Source organism: Paucidesulfovibrio longus DSM 6739 (assembly GCF_000420485.1).
GTDB classification, from domain to species: Bacteria; Desulfobacterota; Desulfovibrionia; order Desulfovibrionales; family Desulfovibrionaceae; genus Paucidesulfovibrio; species Paucidesulfovibrio longus.
In genome coordinates, this window is sequence record NZ_ATVA01000001.1 from 1 (window position 1) to 21,368 (window position 21,368).

The 21,368-nt window shown below is 63.8% G+C and carries 18 protein-coding genes and 1 tRNA gene; 9 read left to right on the plus strand and 10 right to left on the minus strand.

Annotated features, from left to right (window positions below):
- Positions 1–64 precede the first annotated feature (64 nt).
- The 8 genes from cas2e to G452_RS0100045 all read right to left on the minus strand — a co-directional run bounded on the left by cas2e (position 65) and on the right by G452_RS0100045 (position 9,238).
- Positions 65–367 carry a type I-E CRISPR-associated endoribonuclease Cas2e gene (cas2e, locus tag G452_RS0100005; RefSeq protein ID WP_022660208.1) on the minus strand — a complete coding sequence of 101 codons (303 nt, stop codon included), beginning with the start codon at positions 365–367 and terminating at the stop codon, positions 65–67.
- Entirely contained in the window at positions 348–1,259 is a 912-nt protein-coding gene (cas1e, locus tag G452_RS0100010) for a type I-E CRISPR-associated endonuclease Cas1e (protein ID WP_022660209.1), read from the minus strand. The genes cas2e and cas1e overlap by 20 nt, the downstream gene beginning before the upstream one ends.
- Positions 1,259–1,921 (minus strand): type I-E CRISPR-associated protein Cas6/Cse3/CasE, encoded by a 663-nt coding sequence (cas6e, locus tag G452_RS0100015; protein ID WP_022660210.1) that lies wholly within the window; start codon positions 1,919–1,921, stop codon positions 1,259–1,261. Before cas6e ends, cas1e begins: the two co-directional genes overlap by 1 nt.
- A gap of 12 nt (positions 1,922–1,933) precedes the next feature.
- A complete protein-coding gene (cas5e, locus tag G452_RS0100020) occupies positions 1,934–2,647 on the minus strand; it encodes a type I-E CRISPR-associated protein Cas5/CasD (protein ID WP_022660211.1) in 714 nt (237 codons plus the stop codon).
- Positions 2,648–2,652: 5 nt separating this feature from the next.
- Positions 2,653–3,780 carry a type I-E CRISPR-associated protein Cas7/Cse4/CasC gene (cas7e, locus tag G452_RS0100025; protein WP_022660212.1) on the minus strand — a complete coding sequence of 376 codons (1,128 nt, stop codon included), beginning with the start codon at positions 3,778–3,780 and terminating at the stop codon, positions 2,653–2,655.
- 16 nt (positions 3,781–3,796) lie between these two features.
- Positions 3,797–4,312, minus strand: coding sequence for a type I-E CRISPR-associated protein Cse2/CasB (gene casB, locus G452_RS0100030; RefSeq protein WP_022660213.1), 516 nt, complete (start codon positions 4,310–4,312; stop codon positions 3,797–3,799).
- Complete coding sequence (gene casA, locus G452_RS17350; protein ID WP_022660214.1) at positions 4,309–5,943, minus strand: type I-E CRISPR-associated protein Cse1/CasA; 1,635 nt, start codon at positions 5,941–5,943, stop codon at positions 4,309–4,311. Before casA ends, casB begins: the two co-directional genes overlap by 4 nt.
- A gap of 601 nt (positions 5,944–6,544) precedes the next feature.
- Entirely contained in the window at positions 6,545–9,238 is a 2,694-nt protein-coding gene (locus G452_RS0100045) for a CRISPR-associated helicase/endonuclease Cas3 (protein ID WP_022660216.1), read from the minus strand.
- 344 nt (positions 9,239–9,582) lie between these two features.
- On the opposite strand from G452_RS0100045, the gene G452_RS0100050 reads away from it, so the two are divergent.
- Positions 9,583–9,888 carry a tyrosine-type recombinase/integrase gene (locus tag G452_RS0100050; protein WP_022660217.1) on the plus strand — a complete coding sequence of 102 codons (306 nt, stop codon included), beginning with the start codon at positions 9,583–9,585 and terminating at the stop codon, positions 9,886–9,888.
- Between the two features lie 113 nt (positions 9,889–10,001).
- Here G452_RS0100050 and G452_RS0100055 read toward each other — a convergent pair.
- A tRNA-Ala gene (locus tag G452_RS0100055) sits at positions 10,002–10,077 on the minus strand.
- A 128-nt stretch (positions 10,078–10,205) separates the two neighbouring features.
- Here G452_RS0100055 and G452_RS0100060 point away from each other — a divergent pair.
- The gene (locus G452_RS0100060) at positions 10,206–11,018 is read left to right on the plus strand and encodes a hypothetical protein (protein ID WP_022660218.1); all 813 of its coding nucleotides are present in this window, start codon (positions 10,206–10,208) and stop codon (positions 11,016–11,018) included.
- Here the strand turns inward: G452_RS0100060 and G452_RS0100065 are convergent.
- The gene (locus tag G452_RS0100065) at positions 11,015–12,061 is read right to left on the minus strand and encodes a hypothetical protein (RefSeq protein WP_022660219.1); all 1,047 of its coding nucleotides are present in this window, start codon (positions 12,059–12,061) and stop codon (positions 11,015–11,017) included. The two genes, G452_RS0100060 and G452_RS0100065, sit on opposite strands and share 4 nt — an antisense overlap.
- A gap of 324 nt (positions 12,062–12,385) precedes the next feature.
- Between G452_RS0100065 and G452_RS0100070 the strand changes: the two genes are divergently transcribed.
- The 7 genes from G452_RS0100070 (at position 12,386) to G452_RS0100100 (ending at position 21,353) form a co-directional block, all read left to right on the plus strand.
- Positions 12,386–12,952: a hypothetical protein gene (locus G452_RS0100070; RefSeq protein WP_022660220.1), complete on the plus strand. Its 567-nt coding sequence runs from the start codon at positions 12,386–12,388 to the stop codon at positions 12,950–12,952.
- Positions 12,953–13,126: 174 nt separating this feature from the next.
- A complete protein-coding gene (locus tag G452_RS17355; protein WP_040367974.1) occupies positions 13,127–14,557 on the plus strand; it encodes a sensor histidine kinase in 1,431 nt (476 codons plus the stop codon).
- The gene (locus G452_RS0100080) at positions 14,529–15,884 is read left to right on the plus strand and encodes a sigma-54-dependent transcriptional regulator (RefSeq protein WP_022660222.1); all 1,356 of its coding nucleotides are present in this window, start codon (positions 14,529–14,531) and stop codon (positions 15,882–15,884) included. Before G452_RS17355 ends, G452_RS0100080 begins: the two co-directional genes overlap by 29 nt.
- 581 nt (positions 15,885–16,465) lie before the next feature.
- Entirely contained in the window at positions 16,466–16,894 is a 429-nt protein-coding gene (locus G452_RS0100085) for a universal stress protein (protein WP_022660223.1), read from the plus strand.
- A gap of 159 nt (positions 16,895–17,053) precedes the next feature.
- Positions 17,054–17,983 (plus strand): sulfite exporter TauE/SafE family protein, encoded by a 930-nt coding sequence (locus G452_RS0100090; RefSeq protein WP_027188881.1) that lies wholly within the window; start codon positions 17,054–17,056, stop codon positions 17,981–17,983.
- 2 nt (positions 17,984–17,985) lie between these two features.
- On the plus strand, positions 17,986–18,747 hold the full coding sequence (locus G452_RS0100095) for a TIGR02186 family protein (protein WP_022660225.1): 762 nt from the start codon (positions 17,986–17,988) through the stop codon (positions 18,745–18,747).
- A gap of 17 nt (positions 18,748–18,764) precedes the next feature.
- Positions 18,765–21,353 carry a PEP/pyruvate-binding domain-containing protein gene (locus G452_RS0100100; protein WP_022660226.1) on the plus strand — a complete coding sequence of 863 codons (2,589 nt, stop codon included), beginning with the start codon at positions 18,765–18,767 and terminating at the stop codon, positions 21,351–21,353.
- Positions 21,354–21,368: the final 15 nt, after the last annotated feature.

Genomic DNA, 21,368 nt, shown 5'->3' on the forward strand with positions numbered 1-21,368 from the left:
GACCACAATAACTCACCTTTTCGAGGCGATCCAAAGTCACCAACTTTTCTTGCAATTCTCGGCTCTATTCTTGCTTTTCTGCATCACCTTCCAAGGGGAGAAAGGAGACCAGGGTCAGGCCATCGAACTCGCGGGGTTCGCGACGGTTCGCACCAAGTGTACGGAAGGCGAATCCCTGTTCGTTTGTCGCTCGCCAAATCAAAACGGCGTTCCCTTCGCCAAATCCCTCGGCCACATTGTTCCAGATCATCTCCCGCACCTTCTGCGAGAAATCGCCGACGTAGACCCCGGCCCGGATTTCCAGCATCCAGACGGCGAGGCGGCCGCGCAGTCGAGGCGGGACGTTTTCAACCACGATGACCGTCATCGCCGAGTCCCTCCTCATCTTCGAACGCTGGTCCGACACTGTCTTTGGGCGCGTTCGGCAAGGGCAATCCTCCGGCCGAGAGCACGTCCTCTATCAAAGGGATAAGCCGTCGCAACAACTTTTTGGAGCGAAAGGCGTCGCGACAGGCGAGCCGAGTCTCCCGTTCCGGATCTTTCGGTTTCTTCGCAGCCACGGCGAAGGCCGCCGGGACCACGGTTTCGAACTTGAGCAGATCCGCGATGTCGTAGACGAAGGAACGGGGCTTGCCGGTATGCAGAAACCCGATGGCCGGAGCATACCCGGCGGCAAGCACGGCCGCTTCCGTCACGCCGTAGAGGCAGGAGGTGGCCGCACTCACGCACTGGTTGGGGACGTCGCCGGAGGCCCGAACCTTGGGATCGTAGCGCCGTCCGGTCCATTTCACGCCGAATTGCCGGGCGAACAAAGCGTAAAGCGCCTTGACGCGACCGCCCTCGATTCCCCGGAGCTGATCCACGCTGCGGTTGGACGGAGCGTCCTCGCCGAAGCGGACGGCGAACATGCGACGCACGACGTTCAGCCGGGCCGTGGGGTCCAGGGCGAGTGACGCCTGCCAGAGCAGCTTGTCGCTGCGCGCGCCGCCGGGCTGTCCGGCGGCATACAGCCGCACACCCGCTTCGCCCACCCAGACCAGCAACGTCCCGGCCCGGGCGGCAAGAACGACGGCAGCGTGCGAAACGCGCGTGCCGGGTTCCAGCAGGATGCATCCCACGCCTCCAACCGGCACATGCGTCCGGACGCCCACGGCGTCCACCAGCACGAAGGAACCGTCCAACACGTCGAGCTGCCCCTTCTCCAGGAAGACCATGCTGGACCGTTCCTTGAGGGGGATGGGAGCGAGCTTGGGCAGCATCACGCCCTCCGGACGAGCAGCAGGCCGAAGCCGAACCCCTTGGCGCAGCCCACGCCTTGGAACAGGGCCATCCGGAGCGCGTCCGGGTTCGCGACCCGCGCGAAGCCACGCAGATCGAGACGCCCGAGCACGATCGGCTTGCACCCGGAACTCTTGCGGAACCGGTCCTGGGCATAGCCGTCGGCCAACACGGTTTCGGGCTCCACTTCCAGTCCGAGGCCTTCCTGCCGCGCAAGCAGCCAATCGCGCCCGGCCTGTTCCGCGAGTTCGGAACGCGGCGGCAGGGCGTGCTTCGGCGTCCCCGCCTCCATAAGCCGCGTCCGCAGGTCCTGCACAACATCGTAGCGCTTCTGTTTGTCGCCTTCGCGGGTCTTGCGCACGGGGTTCACCCGCACCGAGAACAGGACGCGATCGCCGACGGCGAGCAGGGGGTCATATTCCTTCACCTCCCGGCGAATCAGAAAGTCCGACTTGACGGGAGGACGTTCCGAAACGGCCAGGAAACAGTTCGCCCCGTCGCGCCCGCCGCCGATGTCGCGGAACAGGAAATCGCGTTTCCGCTCCGGGCCGTCCGAAAACACGTCCCACAACGCCTGGTGCATTTCATAGATACCAGCCCGCACAAGGGCGGCGGGATCGAAGCTGAGTTTGCTCATGTACATGGTCGCCTCCTGTCATTCGCCCGCGCGCAGCCGGTGTTCAGGCCGGACGGAGAACTGCCGCCGCCCATGATGGGAAACCTGGTCGCGCACGATGAATGTTTCCAGTTTCTCCAGGCCGTCCAGCTCGTCCGAGAAGACGTCCCGGTCCGCGGCATCGACGATGCCTGTCCGGTACGGAGCCTCCCTGCGGGCCAACGCCTCGGCGAAGTCCGCCGCCTCGACGATCTCGGGCCGGAACAGCTCGTCCGCGGGGCACGACTTGCGTCCGAGGTACGGCGTCAGTCGAGGCCGGAACAGGGCGTCGCGGAGCTCCGCCAGCGGGTGCGGCGGCTCCTCCCGCGCCCAGACGCAGGCCGTGAACACCGACCCGGCCAAGTATTCGCGCCGGGTGAGGATGGTGTTCGGCTCGTCGTCCGGCCCGAGCATGCGGCCCAGTTCGTCCTGGCGGGTGCGGTAGACAAGCTTGGCCCGCTCCCTGGGCGTCTGCACGGTGTGGTAGTCGATGAACCGTTCGCCGGGGGCGTCCACGCGCACGGCGAAGTGGTAGCCCTCGTGCAGCGCCGCGAGCCGGTTTTCCTCATCCCGGCGGATGCCCAGGCAGGCCGCCAGCAGCCCGAAGACGCCGGAACGCGTGGGGCGGCCGGAGATCGGCCGGATTTCGCCCACGGCCACCGTTCCCCAGGCCTGGAGCGGGCCGCTCAGCGTAAAGAGCAGATATTCGCGCATGACGGTCACTCCGCGATGAAGCCGCACACGGCCCGCAGGCTGCCCCCGCCGTCGGCGACGTTGAAGCATTCACTCGCAAGGTCTTGTCCGTACACGCTGTTGAGGGAATCGCGCCGTCCGAGCAGGCGCTCCACGGCGTCCGCCAGCAGATCGCCCTTCTCGCTGTTCAGCGGTTTCAGGAACGCGGCGGCCAGGCTACGCGGCTGCTCGTCGCCCTTCTCCGCGAGGCAGAAGGAGGCGTAGGCCCGACTGGCGAAGCTGTTCTGCTTGCCCGTGGGGCTGACGGTGCAGGCCGCCTCGACCAAAGCGCGCAGCGTCCGCGCGGTCAGGTTGTCGTCGCCCAGAGTCTCCCGCAGCAACTCGCGGTCGATACAGACGTAGAGGTAAAACAGGCCCGCACCGAACTCGGCGACGCCCATGTGCCCGGCCCCGGCATCCTCCTTGTTCAGGTCGTCCACGGCGGTGAAGAAGTCCTCCTCCACGGCGGCGGTGTGCACGGTAAAGGCGTGGGCCACCTGCGCGGCGGCTTCGACGTTGAACCGCTTGCTGGCGGCCAGCATGCGCCCGAACAGGGCCATGTCCGCCGAGGCCGCGTCGGCGCGCAGCAGGTCCAGCGCCTCGCCCTCGGGCACTTTGCCCGACGCGCGGCAGACCTCGACGAGCGCGGCCACGCCCTCGATCTCCGCCGGGGAGAGATGCACGATCTGCTCGGTCTCCAGAGACTCCAACAACGCCTTCATGCTCGACTCGACATCGTCCTTTTTCTTTTCATACTTGGCCTTGATTTTGCCGAACACGCTCCCGATGGCGCGACCGATGGCCACAGCCTTGTTCTCCTTAAGAGTGGACAATCCCCCCGTTTCTACGCCGTCGATGGCCTCATGAAGCGTCACGCCGCAGGTGAGCGCCTTGTAGGCGTACTTGCCGATTTCCTTGGTCCGCGTACCCAGCGCACCGCCGAGGGCCTCGGCAAAAGCGTCGGAAGTGCGCCAGGCGCGTTTGAGGCTCTGGGAGGAGACGCGCAGCCGCTGCGTATTGCCCATGGTCATGGTCTTGGGGCGGCCCAGGTCGTCGCGGTTCAGGTTGGCGGCGGGATAGCTGGTCAGGATGTGGAGCTGGATATATCTGGACATGTCTTTTCTCCTTGATTTAATTGGTAATGGCGTGGAGGTAGTATTGTTCGGCCCAGGTGCGGCTGGTGGTTTCATTCCACCAGACCGTGCCGATGGTCAGACTTACCGGGTCGACCGCGCCATCGAGCATCCGCACGAGGCGCAGCAGCATCCGGTACAGCTCGTCCCGGTCGCCGTCGCGGATGGTGATGAGCTTGCGGAACCGGGCGTCGCGAATTTCTTCGCTGGCCTTGGGAATGGCTGCGAGCTGGCGAGGAAAGGTCTTCTCGGAGGAAAGCCTGCGCGCGTGGGCCAGGATGCCTACGGGCAGGGCCAAACGCTCCAGCAACGGCGTGGAGAGTTCGAAGCCCGCACGGCGCAACAGGGGCACCAGTCCGCGCCAGAACGCCCGGGAGGTGAACACCTCAGTAGGCGACTTGGCCCGGCGCAGTTCCGCCCGGGCGCCCCGGTCCTTCTGCAAGGACTCCAACCACTCGCCCAAAACGGTCCAAAAGACTTTGTTCCCTTGCACTTCGCTGAAGCTGTTGATCATTTCGAACCTCGCTCTGTCGGCAATTCGAGAATTTTCGCAAGCGCCGCGCGGTTGAAGTTCCGCATGGAGCGCCAGGCCTGAACCTGCCGTTTGATGCGTTCCGGCTGCACCTGGAACCGCTCGACCTCCGCATGGAAGCGTTCTACCGCCGTCTTGGCCAGGATGTCCGCCCACTCGATGCGAAACGGCTCGGCCTCACCGTAGTCCTCACATTCGGCAAGCCTGCGGGTCAGATGGTAAAAGCCCTTTTCCGTCGCGCCCCAGAAAGCGGTCCCGGCATTGTCGAACACCGTCGCGTCGATCTTGGCCTGCGACTTGGCGGCCTCGTGCACCAGCGCGTCCTTGAGCGCCCCCACGAGATTGCGCCGCACCTGATCCGCAGCGGCAACGAACATGTCCACGGCCAGCCGAAAATCAGCCAGACGCTCCTCCGGCACATGGTAGGCCGGGAATTCGGACTCGCACCACTGCCGGGCCTTCATGTTGTCCATGTCGAACCCGCTGGCGCGCACGGTCAGCCCGAATTCGGGCTCGGCAAGCAATTCCCGCGTTTCGGGGTCGTCGAACAATTCCATGGCATTTGCCACACAGGCCGCCCGGGCGATCCCCTTGCCGTCCCTGGTCCTGTCGTCGAACTGGCCGTAGACCACGCCGAGCCAATGGGAATAACCGGCGATGTTCGCCATTCCCTTCACGGAATACGCGTCCTTGTCCTGCCCCTGGTGGCGGTACGGGGTCAGCGGATGACGCCATGTTCCTCCATAATTATATCCGGAAGGCCGCGTGACATAGCGGCGCACCACCGTCCGGGAGGAAGCGGCGCAAAGGTCGCACTGCACGGGACCGGCCTCTTCATCGGGAATCAGCAGGATGCGCCGGGGCATGCCCCAATAGGCGTGCAGGGGGTGCACATCGCCGGGGTGCGTCTCCTCGCCCTTTTCGCTGGTCCGGGTCGGAGCGCCCCACGGGTAGACCGCACCGGCAAGACCGTCGGGGCCCGGCGCGGCAGCGACTTCGTGGACACTGGCGTTCTGCGGCAACACGTTGCGCCAGACCTTCTCCCACAGCGTGCCGCCCTCCACCAACGTGGACAGCGGCCCGCCGCCGCGCAGGGAGGTGCGGTGCCCCTTGCCCCCGGAGGGCGCGAAGGTCTGGAGCGTGAAGAGCGCCATGGCCGCGCAGGCCGGGCACATGGCCTTGACGAAGCCACGCTTGATGAAGAAGTCGCCGCTGTTCTTCAGCGTATTGCCGCCGGGGGAGTCGATGAGCAGGGCCGCCACATCATTGGCGTCCTTGGGCGTGCCCGGCGGCAGCTCGAAGTCCTGCATGAACAGCGGCCGTTCGCCGAAGAGATTGAAGAAGGATTTATGCGGCTCCATGGCCGCGCGAAGTTCGTCCGGCGCAGGCGGTTCCTCGTGGAGCCGTTCCCATTCTCCGGCGGTTTCCGGAGGTCGGACCGTCTGCAGGAGCCCCACCAGGAACTCCATGAGCGCCGCCCGAAAATCCGGCCTCGGCGGCGCAAGGTCTTTGGGAGGGTTGTCCCCCGCGGCCAGCTCCCACGGCGCGATCACGCCCTCCGAGCCGTCGGCCCGGACGATGGGAAGCCAGCGCTCCTCAAGCAGATTGAACATTGATGCGCCTCCTTTGTTGATCGATGATAACAAAAAGGCTATACTTGCAGAAACGAGGCGGCCCTCCCCGCCTTGGGGAGAACCGCCCTGCGGCCACCTCGGTTAACCCGAGATGACCGCGGAGAATATGGGGATGACGAGAACCACGCTGCAATCAGCGCTAAGGTACATGATGACGATCGTACGCCGAGATCTAAAAACAAAAGTCTGCATGACAGCAAGCCTTCCTTCCGAGCATCAGGTTGACGGCTCGCGCACGAAAGGCTATTTTTTGGTTCTCACACCTGTGCCTTTGTGCACACCAGCGGCCCTTTCGGACTCGATTCGAAGGGGTCGTTTTTTTATTTTAGGTACAGCAGCCAGAAGAGGTTGTCAATTCTAATTTGTAGTTATCGTGATCATCTCTCCTTCTCATTCCATGCCGTTATCGTAATCAACTCTCCTTTTTATTTCATGGCGCTCACGTTAACCAGCTCTCCTTCTTGATAATTTGACAATCCCCACTATGTGGGGAACATATAAACCCTTGGTGTTATCGAGAACACCTCTCTGGTTCATCCCCGCGCACGCGGGGAACTCATTCTCCCTAACTGAGCCCCATTCATCCGTCAATTTCCGCCCCCTCCCCTTCAACGTACCGTACCTCCACCACCTGCCCCTTCTCATTCCTCCCCGCACCGAACCAGCGCCCCGGCTCCCGTTCCACGAGCGGCACCAGCAGGGACCAGCGCCCCTTGTCGGGCATCCGTTCGGTCAGGACGTCCAGCGCAGTCTGCAATTCGGGCGGAACAACCATCTCCGCGAGCTTGTAGGCCGAGAGCCGGACCTCCGAGCGCAGGCAGGCCCGCATGGAGGCGTCGTCCGGTCGGGCCGCGCCCCAAAGCGCGAGTTGGCCCTCCCGAACGCGGACCAGCCGCACCTGCCGGGTCGTCTGACCGAGCCTGGTCGGGGTCTTCTGGTCCCGGTCCCAGACCGTGCCGGAGCTGCGCCTGTGGTAGCCGGCTTCGAAACGGAGTCGGTTGTTTTCCGCGAAGGCCTTGTCGGCGTATTCCTTGCCGAGTTCCTGAAGCGCCTCGTCCAGCAGGGCTTCCGGCACGTCGCCCGCATAGGCGCCCTCCACCAGGGCGCGCGCGTCCTCGGGCAGGAGCAGCCGCCCGCGATCCGCGAGCAGCCGGGCGGTGCGCCAGAGCACGTCCGGGCGGGGGTAAACGTAGCGCCCCGAGGGGAAGACGCGGCCGTACCATTCCGCATCCGCATCCTCGACGGGCTCCGGCATGAGCACGAGCATCCGCGCCGAGCGATACCCTTCCGGACGACCGGTACGCGCCTGGTGTCGATGGCAGCGTCCGGCGCGCTGAATGAGCAGTTCCATGGGCGCGAGGTCGGAAAGCAAGACATCGAAATCAAGGTCGAGCGATTGTTCCACGACTTGGGTGGAGATGAGAATCTTCCCTCCCCGTTCCTCCGGCCTGGATTCCTTGCCGAACGTCGCCAACACTTGCGATTCAATCTCCTGCCGGTCGCAGCCCGCAAACCGGGCGTGGAATAGCAAGGCGTCCCCGGCGGGCACGCCGTACTCCTCCACTAGCCTGCGCCGGGCCGCCAGCGCATCGCCCACTGTGTTGCGGACCCAGCACGCGCAGGCTCCAGCCCGATGCGCGTCCGCCAGGGCGGCGAACATCGCGTCTTCGTCCGACACCGGGGTCACGGCCACGTCCAGCCGCCGCGAGGCCGCCACGGGTGTCTCCGTGAGACAAGTGTCCATTACCCGCGTGGCCAGGGGAAAGGCCGTCTCCCGAACGGTCATTTCCGGCAATGTCGTCCCCCCGGCGAGCTCCCTTCCCCGCACCCAGGCGCGCACCAGCTTCTCCCGGAGCTCGCGGGTCATGGTCGCCGAGAGCAGCACCACGCTGCCGCCGAGGGCCGCATGGAAGGACAGCAACGAGCACGCCAGTGTGCCCGTGTATTCATCGTAGGAATGGATTTCGTCGGCGACGAGCGTGGACCGTGACAGACCGAGCAGGCGCAGGCACTGGTGCCGGGAAGGCAGGACGCCGAGCAGCGCCTGGTCCAGAGTGCCAACGCCGCACGGTGCAAGCAGGGCCTTTTTGCGGTTGTCCGCGATCCAGGCCGAACAGGCCGCCCCTCCCTCCCAAAAGCCGCCCTCCCCTCCGACGGATGCGGGACGAATGGCTTCAAGTCCGATGCTCTCCAGATAGTCTTCTTTCAAGGCCCGGCCGCCATGGGCCAGCACCAACGATGCCTTCTCGTCCGCGAAGAGCCGCCGGTAACTCTGCGCAAGGCGGGCGTACATGGCGTTGGAGGTGGCCATGGTCGGCAGCCCGACGAAGACGCCCGCGCTCGTCCCGGCACGCATGTGGCGATGCGCGGCCAGGATGGCGGCCTCCGTCTTGCCTCCTCCGGTCTGGTCCTCCAAGATGAGCAGCTCCGGTCCGTCCGGGTCGGGAAGATCGAGCACATACCGCTGCAGAGGGTGCGGGGACGCGTCGTCCGGGAGGCCTGGAAAATATTCGTGAAAGGAAAGCCTGCCCGACGGGGACGCGGACAGCACGCCCGTTTCCGCGACGGCGATCCGAGCCCGGTCCACAGCGTAGCCCCAATACTCCGAGACATCGCCGACCTCCGCTCGGGCTTCGAACCATTCCGAATTGGAGCCGACCCAGTCGGAAAGCACGAACAGTCCGGCGGCGAGCCAGGACAGCCGACACAGGCCGTTTTCCCCGACTCCGTCCAGGGAGACGCCGCCAAGAAACAAGTCCGCCATGTCTTTGACGAAGGCTTGCGCCTCGCACTCCGTGCCCTTGAAGAACCGTTTCACATTCGAGCAGGCGGAAACGGGCTCGCCGTGGTGGCCGAAGGCTGCCGCCGCCAACGGGGAAAGGCATCGCTTGTTTTCCGCCCGGAGCATGATCCGCACCTGCGGCGCGACCTCCGACCAGAGCCCCATACCGAGCTCCGTGTGGTGCGGCCCGCCTTCCGCCCGCCACTCCGGAATGCCAAGTCGCCGCGCCAGTTCGGGAACCATGTTTTGAAAGGGAAGCGAGAACTTGCCGAGGTCGTGTACGGAGGCGAAAAAACGGAGCAAAGCCAGTGTTCCGGCTTCATCCATCGAAGAAAGATGCATGAGGCGGGCACGAAACAGTGAGTCCATGTCCAAAAGAACATGAGTTACAGCAGCGACGTCAAGACAGTGACAAGCAAGGTGATGATATCCCTCGCCTGCAACCGTTTTCCCCCAAAACAGGGTGCTATGATCAGAGGTTTTATTTGACATAGCATACCGTCACAACGAAATTTTTTTTCGAAAAAAGGTGCCGCGACCGACAAGTCACACCGTCTGATCTGCTATTATAAGCCCTTGCCTTCGCATTCAATATTTCTACGGTTATCCCACATACATTGGATGCACGCTCTCTTTGACCAACGTTCTTGGTTCAAGGGAGGAGGGCTGCCTAGAACGGAGGTACACCCTCTGAGCAATAATCTGAAGTCCTTAACTAACCGATCTGTCGCCCGCGCACACCCCGCAGATTAACAGAAAAAATCGGTCGACATCGCATACCGGCTGCCAAGGCCGCAGAACTGATCGAGCGGAACCATGCGGCAAGCATCCGGTATATGACGGAAAAAAACCATGAACGCAAACGGTTCCTGTCCCCCGAACAGGTGAATCAACTGCTGGCCGCCGCACCAAACATGCGGTCCAGCCACTATCTGCCGCTGGCGATCCTTCTGGCGGTGGAACACGGCTGCAACAGGCAGGAAGCGCTGGATCTCAAATGGTCCGATGTCATCTTGAGCGAGCAGGAAAATCTCATCACCTTCCAACGGACCAAGAATGGGGTGACGAGGACGCACCGCATCCTGCTCCGCGTTCGTAAAACCAGCATCCCGCCTATGTTCCGCTCGCATTCCGCCGATTGAATCCAGGCTCGACGCCCATTCTCATCTCTCCTGCCCCCCATAACGGACCCCAAATCTACCCCGCAAGCACGGAAAAAGGGCTTCGGTAAACTACCGAAGCCCTTTCATATTCGTGGTGGAGCTGGAGGGAATCGAACCCACGACCTCTTGAATGCCATTCAAGCGCTCTCCCAACTGAGCTACAGCCCCACGTCGTTGGGAAGAACCCTTTTGCCCATTTTCGCCTTCGATGTCAACACGCGGAACGCGAAAAATCGCAATTCGCTTCCGGCCTTGGAGCGCTTGCATTTTTGGGCGTATCACGCGAGGAAGGCGGCATGAAGGTGCAGGGCGGGAAAACGGATCTCGTGCTCGGAGCGGCTGCGGGCTACCATCTCGGGGATGTGCGGCCCTTTCTCGTTTCGCTCGCCCGGTCGGGATTTCAGGGCGAGTGCGTGCTGTTCGTCTCCCCGACCACGCGGGACCAGGAGCGCATGCCCGCGCTGGCGAGCGGGTTCGCCCTCCGGCTCGTGCCGATGCGCGCCCTGCCCGGCCTGGAGCATCTGCCCTGCAACGCCTTGCGCCATTTCCACGCCCTGAACCTGCTCCGGCGCGAGGCGGGCCGTTTTTCCCGCGTTCTGCTCACGGACGTTCGCGACGTGATCTTCCAGCGCGATCCCTTTGCCTACGCCTGGCCGAGCGGTCTGAACGCCGTGCTGGAGCACCGCGCCGCGCTGCTCGGCGACTGCCCGCACAATTCCCTCTGGGTGCGCGGCCACCTCGGCCCGCAGGCGCTCGACGCCCTGCGCCGCGCGCCCGTGTCCTGCTCCGGCACGACCCTGGGCGATCCGGAAGCTGTGGCGGACTACCTCGAAAAGCTCACCGCCCTGCTCGCTCCCTACGTCCCGGCCCCGCGCATGGCCGGATACGACCAGGCCGTGCACAACCATCTCGTGCATGGCCGCAGCCTGCCGAAGCTGACGCTGCACGACAATTCCGGCCCGATCCTGACCCTGGCTTCGAGGCCGGGCGAGCCCGCCCTCGACGACCAGGGCGACGTGCTCAACGACGCGGGCGCGCCCGCGCTCATCGTGCATCAATACGACCGCAAGCCCGGCCTGTTTCGCCATCTGCGCGAAAAGTACGCCTAAGGCCGGCCCGATTCCTTCAGACTCAGCTCGTATTCCTCCCGGATGCGCTCCAAAAGCGCCTTGGTATCATCGGCCAGCAGCTTGGGCGCGGAAAAATCAGGACGCGACGCGAATTTCTGAAGCATCAGCACGTCCCGGTCGCTCCAGAGCGGCAGCAGGCCCCCGAGCACATAGCCCCGCTCCCAGGCGCGCTCCACGGCCCAGGGCAGGCCGGGGTCCGCAAGCGGCAGCTGCGCATGATAGGCGTGCATGCCGGGATGGAGCGCCTCCAGTTCCGCCAGCCGGTCGGGCAGATCCGCCCCCAGCGCATCGGCCTGGATCTTGGCAATCCCGGAATTGTCCATGCTCGTGAAAGCGCAGTCCGTGATTCCGGCGGGATCGACGCCGGGCGCGAATTCGCGTTCCACGCCGAGCTGTCCGTAGGCGTCCCGCAGGTAGTCCTCGTAGGCCGGATGCGGGTGCACCGCGTGCGGAATGTCGCGGAAGATGGTGAACTCGCAGAGCAGGCTGATGCGCGCGTCGCTGTCCCGCTTGGGCGGCATGCTTTCGATCTCCAAGGCCAGTTCCCGCATGTCGTATTTCCGGTTGACCTTCTGCATGGTCGTCTCGTCCGTGACGCTCTGGCCGAAAAGCATGTTCACCTGAAGCTCGTCGCGAGCCGCGACGTAGGTCATCTTGGTCAGGCGCAGAGCCAGAAAGCCGTTGCGGTAATCGGGCAACACCATGAGTCCGCCCGACTCCACAGCCCCTTTCCCCGGCGCGGACCGATACAGCCCGGCAAGGCCCACCACATCGCCGGATTCGGCCCTGCCCACGAACATCTGCACGTCCGGCCCGGCATTGGCCGCGCGCAGGCGCTCCGGATCATAAACGTAGTCGAGGGGAAAGTTGTCGCCATAAATGGCGTAATACAGCCGGGCCACGTTTTCCGCGTCCTGCGGCTGAAACACGTCCGCCTTGATCTTCTGTCCGGGCTCCACCGCTTTCGCGCTCTGCCGAAGCAGCTCGATGCATTCCTCTTTCGTTCTCTGAACCAGGGCCATGTTCGCTCCGTTTTCTCAGGTGCAGACGAATTCGCCGTTGGGCAGGGGGCGCACGCCCTTCCGAAAGACCGGGCTGCGCTCCTTTCGAAATGGACGCTTCCCTCCGTTGCTACCCATAATTGCGGCTTCGGGCAATCTCCCCGCATCCGACAGACTGCGGAAGCCAAGCCGGGGCTCTTGCATTTTCCGGATTCTTGTACGCAAAAATGAAATTATGGCAAGGCATTGCATGCTTCTCAATTTACTTTCGTTCGGCAACGATATTGTGGTATAGTTGAAGACACACTTCAACCGCGTCCGGCCGCCCACCGGAGAGGAGACCCCATGCAACCCCATAAAATACTCTTCGCATTTCTCGTCCTGTTTGCCTGCGCTTTGCCTGTTGCAGCGCAGGAAAGCGTACCCGGCCACGCCCAGGACTCTGCCGAAGACTACGCCGGAATGCCTCCCTTCACTCAATCCGAGCTGGAACGATTCCTCCACGACTGGCCCGCGTTCACAGGCTGGGCCGAGACGCGCGGCGAGGAGCTGGACCAGAGCGGCAACGAGGACGACTGGACCCGCGAGGCCGCGACCTTCGTCTCCGGGCTCGGCTGGGACCACGAACGCTTCTTCTACGTCGCCCACCAATGCGCCGTGGGCATCTCCGGCCTGGCCATGGAAGAGCAGGGTCCGGCCATCATGGCCGAGCTGGCCGAGGCCAGAAAGCAGATCATGGCCGACCAGACCATGACCGACGAGCAAAAGCAGCAGATGCTCCAGATGCTCGAACAGTCCCAGGGCGGCATGGACGGCATGCAGGACATGCAGGAGCATGTCGCGCCGCAGGAGCTGGCCCTGATCAAGTCGCGGCAGAAGGATATCCGCCGCGTCATGCAGGTGGAGGAATAAAGAGCCTCCGGTCCTCCCTTTGCTTTGTCCCGGCGGGTCGGCTATGTTCCTTCCCGCCGGGACCGCTTTTTCCCGCCCTTGACCCCAGGCTGGTATGTGCCTTGCAGACCCACCGTGGACCGTCGGCGGCATATGGCCGTTCTCGGCGAACAGCACTCGACCCACGGGAAGGCCATGAACAAGATTCGGATCAAAATCATCATCTTCTTCGTCGCGTTCATCAGCTTCATGACCCTGAACACGGCCATGTACGGCTGGAACATCGTCTCCTTCCGCGACAGGCTCGGCGTTCTGGACCATTTCCACGAGCTGCTCTCGGACATCCTCGAAATCCGGCGCTACGAAAAAAACTACATCTTCTACCCGGAACCCGGCAGCCTCAAGGAAATGCTCGTCTACATCGAGATGACCGAGCAGACCGTGGGCATTCTTCAGGAAAACATCGTGGAGATCGGCGGGGAAGAGGAATACCAGGGCTTCATTTCGGATCTCAAGGAATACAAGCAGCGGCTGCACATCCTCTCCGAAGGGGGCAAGACCGACTTCGCGGAGGTCCGCCGCCTGGGCACGGCCATGGTCGGCTTTGCGCAGCGCCTGCTCGACCTCAAGAAGCAGCGCATCCACAACGCCCTGATCTCCATCCTCTACATCCCCATCTGCGTGATGATCGGGCTTGCCGCGCTGATAACGGTCCTGTTCATCTGGCAGGCCAAGCGGGTCATGGACCGCCTCGCCTACGTGCAGCAGGCGGCCGAGGGCGTGGCCAAGGGCGACTACGAAGCCATCCAGCACATCAAGAGCGACGACTACGCCTCCAAGCTGATGCGCTCCGCCTTCAGCAAGATGGCCGAGGAGATCGAGTCCCGCCAGGAACAGCTCATCGAGTCCCGCAAGCTCGTCTCCATCGGCACGCTGACCTCCGGCATCGCCCATGAGCTGAACAACCCGCTGAACAACGTCTCCCTCACGGCGGACACGCTTCTGGAGGAATTCGGCGAGCTTTCGGAAGTCGAGGCCAAGGAGATGCTTCTGGACATCATCAACGAGACGAGCCGGGCCAGCGAGGTGGTCCGCAACCTGCTGGACTTCTCCAGGGAGGACCGCCAGCCCATGACCCGGCTCAAGGTCGCCGAGGTCATCCGCCAGACCCTCAAGCTGGTGGGCAACCAGCTCATGCTCGACCACGTCCGCGTGATTTCGAGCATCCCGGACGACCTGCCGGACATCTGCGGCGATCTGCACTATCTGGAGCAGGTCTTCATCAACCTGTTCATGAACGCCACGCAGGCCATGCCCGACGGGGGCGTGCTGAGCATTTCGGCCCGGAGCGGCCCGGAAGGCTATGTCTGCGTGGACGTGGCCGACACGGGCTGCGGCATGTCCGCCGAAACCCTGGAACGCATCTTCGACCCCTTCTACACCACCAAGCCCGTGGGCAAGGGCACCGGCCTCGGCCTGTCCATCATATATGGAATCGTCAAGAAGCACGGCGGATTCATCGAGGTGAAGAGCGAAGTGGACCAGGGCACCACTTTTTCCATTCATTTGCTGACCATGGGCGAGGAGGACGAAGCGGATGAGCAAGTTTCGAGCTGCGGTCATTGACGACGAGGGCCAGGCGGCCCGGCACATCGCCCGAGTGCTCGAAAAGCTGGGCTTCGAAACCGAAACCTTCGGTTCCGGGCACCCCTTTCTGGCCCGGATGACCGAAGCGCCCTTCCAGCTCGTGTTCATCGACCTCAGGCTGCCGGACATGGACGGCATGGAAATCCTCGACTTCGTGAAAAAAGGCTTCGAGGACGTGGAGGCCCTGGTGGTCACCGGGCACGGCTCCATCCCCTCGGCGGTCAAGGCCACGGGCAAGGGAGCGTCCAACTATCTGGTCAAGCCCCTGCGGCTTCAGGACATCCGGGCCGCGGCCCGCGAGGCCCTGGAAAAACTCCAGCTCAAGGAGGAAAACCGCAGGCTCAAGGCCGCCCTGGACAAAACCCCGCCCCTCAAGGACTTCATCGGCAACAGCCCGGCCATGCAGGAAGTCTTCGCCATGATCCGCAAGGTTTCCAAGGTCAACTGCAACGTGCTGCTCCAGGCGGACACGGGCACGGGCAAGGAGCGGGCCGCACGGGCGATCCACGACCTCAGCCCGCGCCGCGACAAGACCTTCGTCTCCTTCAACTGCGGCGGATTCACCGAAGAGCTGATCTCCAGCGAACTCTTCGGCCATGAGAAAGGAGCCTTCACCGGAGCCACGGCCACCAAGATCGGCCTGCTCGAATCCGCGGACGGCGGCACGGTCTTCCTGGACGAGATCGGCGAGATGCCGCTGAACATGCAGGTCAAGCTCCTGCACGTGATCCAGGAACGGCAGATCATGCGCGTGGGCGGCACCCGGCCCATCCACCTGGACATCCGGATCATCGCCGCCACCAACCGCGACCTCCAGCAGGCCATGAGCGCGGGCGAATTCCGCGAGGATCTCTTCTACCGCCTGAACGTGGTCATGATCTACCTGCCCCGGCTGGCCGAGCGGCGCGACGACATCCCCATCCTGGTCAACCACTTCCTGAAGACCTTCAACAACCGCTTCGGCAAGTCGGTGACCTCCCTCTCGCCCCAGGCCATGGAAGTGCTCATGCACTACAACTACCCCGGCAACGTCCGGGAGCTGGAAAACATCGTCCAGCGCGCCGTGGCCCTGGCCGAGGGCGAAAGCATCGGCATCAACGAGCTGCCCCCGGACCTGCTCAACCTGGCCTTCAGCACCTTCGGCGGCTCGGGCATGCTGCCCCTGGAGGAGATGGAGCGCCGCCACATCCAGCGGGTTCTGGAAGCCACGGGCTACAACAAGAACCTGGCCAGCCACATCCTGGGCCTGCCCCGCACCACGCTCTGGCGGCGCATCAAGAAGTTCGGCATCAAGGACGAGGAATAGGCGCAGCGGCCCGGACATCCGGTGCGGGCCGCCCCGCACGCACGCCAACGGTTCCCCTCCTTGCGGGCCGTGCTTCTCCTTTCGAAATTCCGCCGCGTCCCCTCCCACGGGCTGCCTGACGCCCAGCGAAAGACTCTTCCCCCTGTTTTTCTTCCGCCTCCCGCCGCCCGGCAATCGGAGCGCCTTCGAATGGTTCATTTTGAAACAGGAAGCCCTGAAAACCGAGAACAAGGCCCCCCATATCCGTTGCCCGCTGTTTCATTTTGAACAACACTTTTTCAACTCCGGAATATTTTCACAACCTCACGGCGCACTTCGCATCGGCGCGATCCCAATGATACCTTGAAGATCGGCCCATTGCGGCGTCTGCGCCCGCCTTGTTCCCCGCCGCCCTTTTGCGCGCTCCGGCCCGGCCGCCTGGCCCGGACCGCATTTCAAATTGAAACACATAAAGCCGCACTTTATCCTCCACGACACGCCCAAGAATTGAAATACATTTAATTTCGCATGATTACGCACAGCCCGGTCCGCCCGTCTCTTGGCACCGCCCTTGCTCTGTCAGGGGCAAATGGACGCACCGGATGGACAACGTACTCATAGCGATCGACTCCTCGGAATCCAGCTTCTGGCTGGCCTTCTATGCCCTGGGACTGACCCGCAGGGTCAAGGCCAACGTCTCCATCCTCATGGTCGTGGACCAGGAGCTCATGGAGCAGTCCGGCGAGGACGACGAGTGGATCGGCCTGCCGGAACGGCGGCTGGAGTCCCTCATCGCCGAGGAAAGCTCCGACCGGGCCCGTATTCCCTACTACGTGGCCCACGGCTCCCTGGAGCAGGAGATTCTGCATTTCGTGCAGGAGAACGCGGTCACCATCCTGGTCATCGCCAAGCCGTCCGGCAAAGACCCCAAGCGAACACGGCGTTTCCTGGAAATGCTCGAACGAATCAGCAAACAGACCAGCTGTCATATCGAGGTCGTGCAAAAGGTTCTGGCCCAGCGGGAGCGTTGAGACATGCCCAAATCGACGAACGCGCTCCCCGAAGTCCGGATTTTTGCCGCCCTCTGCGGAATGTGGAGTGGATGAGCACGCATCGCCCGGCAACGGCCGCGGGCCAGGGCCGGGAGAAGCGGACTTGACGCAATCCCTTAACAGGAAAGGAGATCGACGATGTGGCATATGTACCTTCCCATCGCCGGGAACAGCGTAAACGTGATCCTCATCTTCGCCTTGGGCGGATTCGTGGGTCTTATGTCCGGCATTTTCGGCGTGGGAGGCGGTTTTCTGATGACGCCCCTGCTGATCATGTTCGGAATCCCACCGACCGTGGCCGCGGCGTCCGACTCTAACCAGATCGTCGGTGCGTCCACCTCGGGCTGTCTGGCGCACTACCGCCTCGGCAACGTGGACTTCAAGATGGGCCTGCTGCTCCTGGTGGGCGGCGTGGTCGGCGGGTTCGGCGGCGTGCAGGCCATCAAGATCCTCAAGGCCATGGGCAACGCCGACTTCCTCATCAACGTCACCTACGTGCTCATGCTCGGTTTCGTCGGCTCCTACATGTTCATCGAAAGCCTCCAGGGCATGCGCAAGACCGCGCAGCCCGCGCCGACAGAGGCCGCCCCCAAGAAGAAATCCCGCTACGCGGCCATGCTGGAGAAGCTGCCCTTCCAGACGGACTTCCAGAAGTCCGGAGTGCGCCTCTCCCTGCTCATGCCCCTGGTGCTGGGCGGCCTGGTGGGCGTGCTCGCGGCCATCATGGGCGTCGGCGGCGGCTTCATCATGGTTCCGGTCATGGTCTACCTCCTGCGCATGCCCATGCACGTGGTGGTCGGCACCAGCCTGTTCCAGATTCTCTTCACCTGCATCAACGTGACCATCCTCCAGTCCTACACCAACCACACCGTGGACTTCGTGCTGGCCCTGCTGCTCCTGCTCGGCTCCACCATCGGCGCCCAGTTCGGAACGCGGATCAGCAAGCACCTCAAGGGCGAACAGCTCAAGATTCTGCTCGCCACCCTGGTGCTGGCGGTCATGGTCAAGATGCTGCTCAACCTGCTGCTCACTCCCGACGTGCTGCTGGCCTACACCGGAGGACATTAACAATGAAGAAGACCAGCCTGAACATCGCGGCCCTGGCCCTGGCCTTGACCTTGACGCTGATCCTCTCCTGCGGACCGCTCTTCGCGGCCCAGGACAGCACCCTCAAGCTCCTGTCCGACAAGATCGACATCGGCACCAACTACAACGGCACGAGCCTTTCCATGTCCGGGACCATCCCCGAAGGCGGCACCGCGGTCATCCGCGTCGTGGGCGACCGGGGGGACAAGCACTTCAAGCAGAAGGGCAAGGCCCTCGGCATGCTCTGGATGAACCTCGCCACGGTGAGCATCGAGGACGTGCCGGGCGTGCTGCTCATCGGCCTGGACGCGAACTCCGCTCCGGATTGCGATGCCGATTGGGAAAAGGCCGGACTCGGATTCCAGTCCTTCGAGGGCGAAACCGACGCATCCATCTTCAAGGAGTTCCTGCACCTCAAGAAGAACGAGGGCCTCTACCAGGTCCAGCAGGGCGCCGTCACCTACGGCAAGGACGAGGACGGGCACCGCGACTTCGACGCCCGCATCACGCTGCCTTCGGCCCTGCGCAAGGGCGCTTATGAAATCGAGCTCTTCGCGGTCCGCGACGGCAAGGTCGTGGCGAGCGCCACGGAAGAAATCCAGGCCGAACTGGTGGGCTTTCCGGCCCTGCTCTCGTCCCTGGCCTTCGGACACTCGCTGACCTACGGCATCATGGCGACCCTCATCGCCATCATGGCCGGATTGCTCATGACCGTGGTATTCAAGGACCGTGGAGGGGCGCACTAGCCAGGAGAAGAATGCCCATGTCGCTGAGCACGCACATACATTCGCTGCTGCGCAGGTGGCGGGGAGGGGACAAACCCTCCTTCGCCGACCTGTTCAGCCGTTTTCGGGAAATCCTGAAGCTGAACAACGCGGTGCTCACGGCAGTGGCCTCCATGAACAGCAAGCTCGGCGGCAGCTACATCTTCGACCGCCAGTACATCCGCAGCGCGAGCAGCGAGCTGGAAAACCTGGTCGGCAAGCTGATCTACGCCATGGACGGCCTGGCTCCGGGCAAATACCTCGGCCTGAACAAGTCCTTCCGGGCCATCTGCGGCAACATCGAGGCGGAAATCGCCGGAAGAACGGTGATTCCAGAAACCCCGATGGTGCTGCGCTACTCCCAGATCAAGCCCTCGGACCGGGAAGCCGTCGGCGCCAAGACCGCCCACCTGGCCGAACTCGGCAACACCCTCGGCCTGCGCACACCGCAGGGCATGGTCGCCACGGTGACGGCCTACCAGGCGTTCCTGGACCACAACCGCCTGCGCGAGCCCATCGCGGCCCTGACCTCGGACTGGCAGGACGGCAAGATGGACGCCCACTCCGCCTCGGAGCGCATCCAGGAGCTGATCCTGGCCGGAGAGCTGCCGCCCCGGCTGCGCCGGGCCTTGTCGCGCGGGGCCGAGGCGCTGCGCCTGGACCCGGACGACCCGGAAACCTTCTACGCCGTGCGCAGCAGCGCCTGGGGCGAGGACGGCGAGCATTCCTTCGCCGGGCAGTACCGCAGCGTGCTCGGCGTGACCCCGGACAAGCTCCACGACGCCTACCGAGAGGTTCTGGCCGGGGCCTATTCGGCCAGGGTCATGGAATACCGCCGCGACATGGGGTTCGCCGCGCACGAGGTCTTCATGGCCGTATCCTTCCAGGCCATGATCCCGGCCCGGTCCAGCGGCGTGGTCTACAGCCTGCCGCCCGAAGCCCCGGAGGAGCGCAACGTGGTCGTTGCCGGAACCTGGGGCCTGGGCGCGCCCCTGGTTTCGGGCGACGCGGCTGCGGATCGCTTCGTGGTCTCGCGCGAGCGGCCCCACAAGCAGGTGGCCATTTCCGTGGTGCGCAAGGAAAACGCCGAGCGCGTGGCTCCGGACGGCGGCGTGCACTCCGAGGCCGTGCCCGAGGAATTGCAGACCCGGGCCAGCCTCACGGCCGGGGAGGTCACGCTCCTGGCCGAGACGGCCTTGCGGCTGGAGCGCCACTTCAAGAAGCCCCAGGACATCGAGTTCGCCTTCGACGAGTACGGCGACCTCTATCTGCTCCAGGCCCGGCCCCTGCGGGTCCAGAGTTCGGGCGAGGCGCTCTGTCGCGATCTTTCCGAATCGCTCAAGGATTACCCCGTGCTGCTCACCGGGCGCGGCGACGTGGCCCAGCAGGGCATCGCCACAGGCCCGGTCTTCCTGATGCGCAAGGGCGTGAAGCTGGAAGACTTCCCTGCCGGAGCCATTCTCGTGGCCCCGCATTCCTCGCCCTCCTTCGCCGCGGTGCTGCGCCGGGCCGCCGGGGTGATCACGGACGTGGGCTCGGCCGTGGGACACATGGCCACCATCGCCCGCGAATACCGCGTGCCCGCCCTGCTGAACGCGGGCAACGCCACCCGCCTGCTGCGAAACGGCCAGCGCATCACCCTGGACGCGGAGCAAAAGACCGTCTACCAGGGCATGGTCGAGGAACTCTGCATGCTGGAGCTGACCAGCGACCGCATCGAGGACGCCTACGAGTACCGGCTGCTGCGCCGGGTGCTCCGGCTCGTGGAGCCTTTGAACCTCATCGATCCCTCGGCCTCGAACTTCTCGCCCGAAGGCTGCCGGACCCTGCACGACATCACCCGCTTCATCCACGAGAAGGCCGTGGAGGAGCTGATCAACATCAACCACGCCCGCCACGTGGACGACGCCAGCGCGAGCGGCAGGCTCGTGCTCCCCGTACCCCTCGACCTGGTGCTCATGGACATCGGCGGCGGGCTGGTGGAGCCCCAGAGCGACGAGGCGCGCGGAAGACGCTGGCGACGCCGGGAAATCACCCCGGCGGACGTGGTTTCCTCGCCCATGCACGCCTTCATCCAGGGCGTGACCGAACCGGGCGTCTGGCAGTCCGGCCCCGTGCCCGTGGATTTCGGCAGCTTCATGTCCAGCCTGACGCGGACCATGCCCGCGGAACTGGTCAACCCCAAGCACATGGGCCAGAACCTGGCCGTGATCTCGGACTCCTACGCCCACCTCAGCCTGCGGCTGGGCTACCATTTCAGCATGATCGACTGCTACGCGAGCCGCTTCAAGGAAGACAACTATCTTTACTTCCGCTTCGCGGGCGGGGTCACGGGCGCAACGCGGCGCTCGCGCCGAGCCCGCTTCATAGCGGACATCCTGAGCCGACATGATTTTTCCACCACCCTCCAGGAAGACCTGGTGGTGGCCCGGATGAAAAAGCTCGACGCGCCGTTGATTCTCCGGCGGGTCCGCATCCTGGGCCTCTTGGTGGCTTATACGCGGCAGCTGGACGTCTCCATGATCGACGACGAACAGATCCAGGCCCATGTGGAGCTGTTCGAAAAGATCGTGAAGTCCGGCGCATAACAATCAACGGAGGGG

Excerpts from the sequence above, each read along its gene's own strand:
- G452_RS0100065 (WP_022660219.1), bottom strand. The coding sequence starts at position 12,061 with ATGGCCCTGGTTCAGAGAACGAAAGAGGAATGCATCGAGCTGCTTCGG.
- cas1e (WP_022660209.1), bottom strand. The coding sequence starts at position 1,259 with ATGCTGCCCAAGCTCGCTCCCATCCCCCTCAAGGAACGGTCCAGCATG.
- cas7e (WP_022660212.1), bottom strand. The coding sequence starts at position 3,780 with ATGTCCAGATATATCCAGCTCCACATCCTGACCAGCTATCCCGCCGCC.
- G452_RS0100045 (WP_022660216.1), bottom strand. The coding sequence starts at position 9,238 with ATGTCAAATAAAACCTCTGATCATAGCACCCTGTTTTGGGGGAAAACG.
- G452_RS0100070 (WP_022660220.1), top strand. The coding sequence starts at position 12,386 with ATGCAACCCCATAAAATACTCTTCGCATTTCTCGTCCTGTTTGCCTGC.
- cas6e (WP_022660210.1), bottom strand. The coding sequence starts at position 1,921 with ATGTACATGAGCAAACTCAGCTTCGATCCCGCCGCCCTTGTGCGGGCT.
- G452_RS0100095 (WP_022660225.1), top strand. The coding sequence starts at position 17,986 with ATGAAGAAGACCAGCCTGAACATCGCGGCCCTGGCCCTGGCCTTGACC.
- G452_RS0100100 (WP_022660226.1), top strand. The coding sequence starts at position 18,765 with ATGTCGCTGAGCACGCACATACATTCGCTGCTGCGCAGGTGGCGGGGA.
- G452_RS0100060 (WP_022660218.1), top strand. The coding sequence starts at position 10,206 with ATGAAGGTGCAGGGCGGGAAAACGGATCTCGTGCTCGGAGCGGCTGCG.
- G452_RS0100050 (WP_022660217.1), top strand. The coding sequence starts at position 9,583 with ATGACGGAAAAAAACCATGAACGCAAACGGTTCCTGTCCCCCGAACAG.
- G452_RS0100090 (WP_027188881.1), top strand. The coding sequence starts at position 17,054 with ATGTGGCATATGTACCTTCCCATCGCCGGGAACAGCGTAAACGTGATC.
- cas5e (WP_022660211.1), bottom strand. The coding sequence starts at position 2,647 with ATGCGCGAATATCTGCTCTTTACGCTGAGCGGCCCGCTCCAGGCCTGG.
- casA (WP_022660214.1), bottom strand. The coding sequence starts at position 5,943 with ATGTTCAATCTGCTTGAGGAGCGCTGGCTTCCCATCGTCCGGGCCGAC.
- cas2e (WP_022660208.1), bottom strand. The coding sequence starts at position 367 with ATGACGGTCATCGTGGTTGAAAACGTCCCGCCTCGACTGCGCGGCCGC.
- G452_RS17355 (WP_040367974.1), top strand. The coding sequence starts at position 13,127 with ATGAACAAGATTCGGATCAAAATCATCATCTTCTTCGTCGCGTTCATC.
- G452_RS0100080 (WP_022660222.1), top strand. The coding sequence starts at position 14,529 with ATGAGCAAGTTTCGAGCTGCGGTCATTGACGACGAGGGCCAGGCGGCC.
- G452_RS0100085 (WP_022660223.1), top strand. The coding sequence starts at position 16,466 with ATGGACAACGTACTCATAGCGATCGACTCCTCGGAATCCAGCTTCTGG.
- casB (WP_022660213.1), bottom strand. The coding sequence starts at position 4,312 with ATGATCAACAGCTTCAGCGAAGTGCAAGGGAACAAAGTCTTTTGGACC.